Raw genomic sequence first — 4588 nt, 5'->3', positions numbered from 1 at the left:
GGTCCCGGAACTGCCCGAGGACGCTCATCCCCACCGCCTCCTGCGTCTCGGTGAACTCCCGGTCGAACAGCTCGATCAGTTCCTCGCGCCGGCCGGGACGCAGCGTGTAACGGCGCAGTTCGATCACTGCGGGCGGCGGGACGGGACCGGGGGAGGACGGCACGGCGGGGCTCCTGGGACTCGTGGCATCAGCGGGTGCGTACGGCCGACGGTAGGACCACCGTGTGCCAGACGCTGTCAGGGTTTCCGAGGAGAATGCGCGCATGTCTGCCACCCGCCTGCTGTCGGTCCTGCTGTTGCTGCAAGCACGGGGCCGGGTGTCCGCCCGGGCGGTCGCCGAGGAGCTGGAGGTGTCGGTCCGCACCGCCTACCGGGACCTGGCCCGCCTCCAGGCGGCGGGCGTCCCGGTCTGCGCGGAGCCCGGCCGTGGGGGCGGCTACCGCCTCCTCGACGGCTACCGCACCCGCCTCACCGGCATGACCGGGGGCGAGGCGCGGGCCCTCCTCTTCGCGGGCCTGCCCGGACCCGCCGCCGAACTCGGCCTCGCCGAGGAGACGGCGGCGGCCCGGCTGAAGCTCCTCGCCGCGCTGCCGGACGGCCCGCGCGAGGAGGCGGCGCGGGCCGCGGCGGTCTTCCACCTGGACGCGCCCGGCTGGTACCGGGACCCCGAGCCGGCCCCGTACCTTCCCCTCCTCGTCGACGCGGTGCTCGCCCGCCGCCCGCTGGACGTGCGCTACCGCCGCTGGCGCGCCCCGCAGGAGGTGAGCCGCCGCCTCCACCCGTACGGTCTGGTCCTCAAGTCCGGCTCCTGGTACCTGGTGGCGGCGACGGCCGGCGCCGACCCGGGCAGAGGCCCGGCCACGTACCGCGTGACGCAGCTCCTCGACGCCGTACCGGACCCGGCCGGCGCCCTCTTCACCCGCCCCCGGGACTTCGACCTCGCCGCGTACTGGACGGCCTACCTCGCCGACTTCTCGTCCCGGCGCTTCACCGGCACCGCCACCGTCCGCCTCTCCCCGCGGGGGCGCCGCCGTCTCCCCGACAACCTCCCTCCGGAGGTGGTCCGCGCGGTCGAGACGACCGCGACCCCCGCCGGCGACGACGGCTTGGTGGAGGCGGTCATCCCGGTCGAGAGCACGGACCACGCCTGCGGCGAACTCCTCCGCCTGGGCCCGGACGTCGAGGTCCTCGGCCCACCGGCGCTCCGGACGGCCATGACGACCGCGGTGCGGGCCCTGGCCGGGTTCTACGGGACGTGAGGAGGCCGGGGCTCAGCCGGTGACCGGCGGTCCGGCGGAGGGAGACCCCCCGGTCGGGGACTCACCGCCCGCGGGCCGCTGTTCGGCCGCCGCGCGACGGTACTCGGCGTTGATGCGCTGCGCCTCCTCGAGCTGGTCCTCCAGGATGATGATGCGGCAGGCGGCCTCGATGGGGGTGCCCTGGTCGACGAGTTCGCGGGCGCGTGCGGCGATGCGCAGCTGGTAGCGGGAGTAGCGCCGGTGACCTCCCTCGGAGCGCAGCGGGGTGATCAGGCGGGCCTCGCCGATGGCGCGGAGGAACCCGGGGGTGGTGCCGAGCATCTCGGCGGCCCGCCCCATCGTGTACGCGGGATAGTCGTCGTCCTCGAGCCGGCCGATCGGATCGTCCGCTGTCATTCTCACCTCTGCCGTGTCCGTCACGCCCCGTCCCCTGAAACCATAGTGCCGTCACGGGGGCGGCCCGGCGCGCACACGAGGGGGGCGCCGTTCCCGGTCACCGGGGGCCCGCGGCCGTGACGGCCGGATGGACGGCGGCTAGAGTCGATCTCATGTCGAAGCTTGACGAATTGCTCGTTGACATCGCCGCCAAGGTGGAATCCGGGCAGAGCAATCAGATGTCCCTGACCGTGGTCACCGGCGGGGCCGTCCTCACCGGCCGCTTGGCTCCCGAAGCGGTCTGGCGCCAGCGGGTGACGGAGGTGCTGACGGACTCCGCGAACCTGGGCGAGTTCGCCGATGTCTTCGCGAAGCCGCCCGCGCAGGCCGGGCCGCCGACGCATCTGCACTTCCACGTCGCCCGGATCATCCAGGGCACCATGGCCATCCCGGAGACCGGCGGGATGTACCGGGTGCCGATCGCCGATGTGAGCGCCTGGACGGTGGGGGACGTCAGCTACTCCGACCACTGACCGGGACCGTGTACGAGGAGGGCCCGACCGGCATGTGCGGTCGGGCCCTCCTCGTACGGTTCCCTCGGGGCTCAGGCGGCCGTCAGACCGCCGGAGGCGCTGCCGAGCAGGGCGGAGGCCCGCTCGACCGGGCCGGCGGAGACCACGGGCGGCGCCTCGTCGACGGTGTTGCACGTGAAACCGAGCCGGGTCATGGCCTGGACGACCTCACGGGCGGTGAAGTCGCGCGGGTCCTGGCGGGTGATGACCCGCCCCACCTGCTTGGCCGGGTAGCGGCGGCGTCCGATGGTGACGTACGCGCCGGCGGTGACCGGTTCGGGCTTCACGTCCTTCATCGTGTCCAGCACGCCGTTCTTCGTCAGTTCGAACGGATAACGGGCGATGACGCAGCGCATGGGACCTCCAAGGTGCCGTGAGCGAAGGGTGCGAGGGAAAGAGGGCGGGGGCGGAGCGGGGTCACGACGTCCTGACGGCGGCGGCGCGCAGGCGCCGGCCGAGGAGGTCGCGGAGCCGTACCCGGTCCGTGTAGGCCGCGGTGGCGCGGAAGGCGGCGAGCTGGGCGCGGGTGACGAGACCGGTGCGGCGGCCGTCGCCGTCGCGGATGATCAGGTGCCCGGCGCGGGCGCTCGCCATGACCGAGAGGGCCACTTCGACGGTCATGTCGTCCCAGACCTGAGGCTCGGCCTCGGAGACGGTGCGGACGGCGGTCGCGTCCGCGGGGGTGCTGCTCGGCGGGCGGGGCTGTGTCCCGGCGGATGTCACATGGGCCTCCTGCGGCGGGTGGACGGGCGCGGGGCCGCGACGCGGACGGGAATGCCCGTCGGGGGCCGCGCGCCGGTGATGCGGTTCAGTTCGGGCTCGCCGGGGCGGACCCGCGTGATCTGCGGGTGGATGCTCGCCTTCGTCAGGAGGCGGGACATGCCGCGGCGCTGGTTCGGGGTGACGAGGGTGACGACGCTCCCGGACTCCCCGGCACGGGCGGTGCGGCCGCTGCGGTGCAGGTAGTCCTTGGGATCGCTGGGCGGGTCGACGTTGACCACGAGGTCGAGGCTGTCGACGTGGATGCCGCGGGCGGCCACGTTCGTCGCGACCAGCGCGGTGACGTCCCCGGAGCGGAATCCGGCCAGGGTACGGGTGCGCTCGGCCTGCGACTTGCCGCCGTGCAGCGCGGCCGCCCGTACGCCGCAGGCGAGCAGCGCCTCGGCGAGCCGGTCGGCGGCGTGCTGCGTCTCCAGGAACATGATCACGCGGCCCTCGCGGGCGGCGATCTCCGCCGTGGTGGCGTGCTTGTCGTCGGCGTGGACGTACAGCAGGTGGTGTTCAAGCGCCGCGTCGTCCCCGGCCGGGGTGTCCACGGTGTGGACGACGGGGTCGGTCAGATAGCGGCGGACCAGCTGGTCGACGGTGTGGTCGAGGGTGGCGGAGAACATCATCCGCTGCCCGTCGGCCGGCACCAGGTCGAGCAGCTCGGTCACCTGGGGGGTGAAGCCCAGGTCGGCCATCTGGTCGGCCTCGTCCAGGACGGTGACGGCGACCCGGTCCAGCCGGCAGTCGCCGCGCTCGACGAGATCCCTGAGCCGTCCCGGCGTGGCGACGACGACCTCGGCGCCGCTCCGGAGGGCGTACGCCTGCCGGGCGATCGGCAGCCCGCCGACGACGGTGAGGGTGCGCAGCTGGACGGCGCGGGCGTACGGGGCGAGGGCGTCGGTCACCTGCTGGGCCAGCTCCCGGGTGGGGACGAGGACCAGCGCGAGCGGTCGCCGGGGATCGGCGCGCCGCCCGGCGGTGCGGGCCAGCAGCGCGAGCCCGTACGCGAGCGTCTTGCCGGAACCGGTCCGGCCGCGGCCCAGGACGTCCCGGCCCGCGAGGGAGTTCGGCAGGGTCGCGCCCTGGATCGGGAAGGGCACGGTCACGCCTTCGGCGGCGAGCGCCGCCCGCATCCGTTCGGGCAGGGCGAGATCGGCGAACGCCGCGACGGCGGGGAGCGAGCCTGGGGTCTGTGTGCTGTTCATGCGGAACCTCCTTGGTGCGGCGCGCATCAAGGAATCCCCGCAGAAAAAAGAAAAGCGGTGCGTGGGGAATTACTGGACGGAGCCGAATGGGGCACGGAGCGCGGGCCGCCGGATGATGGATCACCGGGCGCCGGCGTACGAGTTATGCCACCGAGAATCGTTTCCGCGAAATCCCCGCGGAAAACGCATGCAGCTGAGGCCCGCACCCCGAAGGATGCGGGCCCCAGCTACGTCGTGCGCGTCAGCGTCAGGCGGGAACGATGTTCTCGGCCGTCGGGCCCTTCTGGCCCTGCGCGATGTCGAAGTTCACCTTCTGGCCCTCCTGCAGCTCGCGGAAGCCCTGGGCGGCGATGTTCGAGTAGTGGGCGAACACGTCAGGGCCGCCACCGTCCTGCTCGATGAAGCCGAA

Annotated in this window: 7 protein-coding genes; 2 read left to right on the top strand and 5 right to left on the bottom strand. The window is 73.5% G+C overall.

Annotation, left to right across the window (positions count from 1 at the left end):
• The first annotated feature begins 263 nt into the window (after positions 1 to 263).
• The gene (locus tag RIF68_RS28120; protein WP_309054106.1) at positions 264 to 1259 is read left to right on the top strand and encodes a transcriptional regulator; all 996 of its coding nucleotides are present in this window, start codon (positions 264 to 266) and stop codon (positions 1257 to 1259) included.
• A 12-nt stretch (positions 1260 to 1271) separates the two neighbouring features.
• Here the strand turns inward: RIF68_RS28120 and RIF68_RS28115 are convergent, their stop codons facing one another.
• Positions 1272 to 1655 carry a MerR family transcriptional regulator gene (locus RIF68_RS28115; protein ID WP_309054105.1) on the bottom strand — a complete coding sequence of 128 codons (384 nt, stop codon included), beginning with the start codon at positions 1653 to 1655 and terminating at the stop codon, positions 1272 to 1274.
• Positions 1656 to 1807: 152 nt separating this feature from the next.
• Between RIF68_RS28115 and RIF68_RS28110 the strand changes: the two genes are divergently transcribed.
• Complete coding sequence (locus RIF68_RS28110) at positions 1808 to 2167, top strand: hypothetical protein (protein ID WP_309054104.1); 360 nt, start codon at positions 1808 to 1810, stop codon at positions 2165 to 2167.
• 71 nt (positions 2168 to 2238) lie between these two features.
• Here RIF68_RS28110 and RIF68_RS28105 read toward each other — a convergent pair whose 3' ends face one another.
• The 4 genes from RIF68_RS28105 to RIF68_RS28090 all read right to left on the bottom strand — a co-directional run.
• Entirely contained in the window at positions 2239 to 2562 is a 324-nt protein-coding gene (locus RIF68_RS28105; RefSeq protein ID WP_309054103.1) for an SCO5918 family protein, read from the bottom strand.
• Positions 2563 to 2623: 61 nt separating this feature from the next.
• A complete protein-coding gene (locus tag RIF68_RS28100; RefSeq protein ID WP_375165112.1) occupies positions 2624 to 2929 on the bottom strand; it encodes a CBS domain-containing protein in 306 nt (101 codons plus the stop codon).
• Positions 2926 to 4179: a DEAD/DEAH box helicase gene (locus RIF68_RS28095; RefSeq protein WP_309054102.1), complete on the bottom strand. Its 1254-nt coding sequence runs from the start codon at positions 4177 to 4179 to the stop codon at positions 2926 to 2928. Before RIF68_RS28095 ends, RIF68_RS28100 begins: the two co-directional genes overlap by 4 nt.
• 247 nt (positions 4180 to 4426) lie before the next feature.
• Positions 4427 to 4588: cold-shock protein (locus RIF68_RS28090; RefSeq protein WP_309054107.1), on the bottom strand; the 162-nt coding region annotated here is incomplete at its 5' end.

The sequence above is a fragment of the Streptomyces sp. genome, from assembly GCF_031178505.1.
GTDB classification, from domain to species: Bacteria; Actinomycetota; Actinomycetes; order Streptomycetales; family Streptomycetaceae; genus Streptomyces; species Streptomyces gulbargensis.
The sequence above is the reverse complement of the archived record's forward strand: the minus strand, read 5'-3'. Positions and strand labels throughout refer to the sequence as shown.

Bases quoted from the DNA above. Each gene is read 5' to 3' on its own strand.
- RIF68_RS28120 (WP_309054106.1), top strand. From the start codon at position 264: ATGTCTGCCACCCGCCTGCTGTCGGTCCTGCTGTTGCTGCAAGCACGG.
- RIF68_RS28115 (WP_309054105.1), bottom strand. From the start codon at position 1,655: ATGACAGCGGACGATCCGATCGGCCGGCTCGAGGACGACGACTATCCC.
- RIF68_RS28110 (WP_309054104.1), top strand. From the start codon at position 1,808: ATGTCGAAGCTTGACGAATTGCTCGTTGACATCGCCGCCAAGGTGGAA.
- RIF68_RS28105 (WP_309054103.1), bottom strand. From the start codon at position 2,562: ATGCGCTGCGTCATCGCCCGTTATCCGTTCGAACTGACGAAGAACGGC.
- RIF68_RS28095 (WP_309054102.1), bottom strand. From the start codon at position 4,179: ATGAACAGCACACAGACCCCAGGCTCGCTCCCCGCCGTCGCGGCGTTC.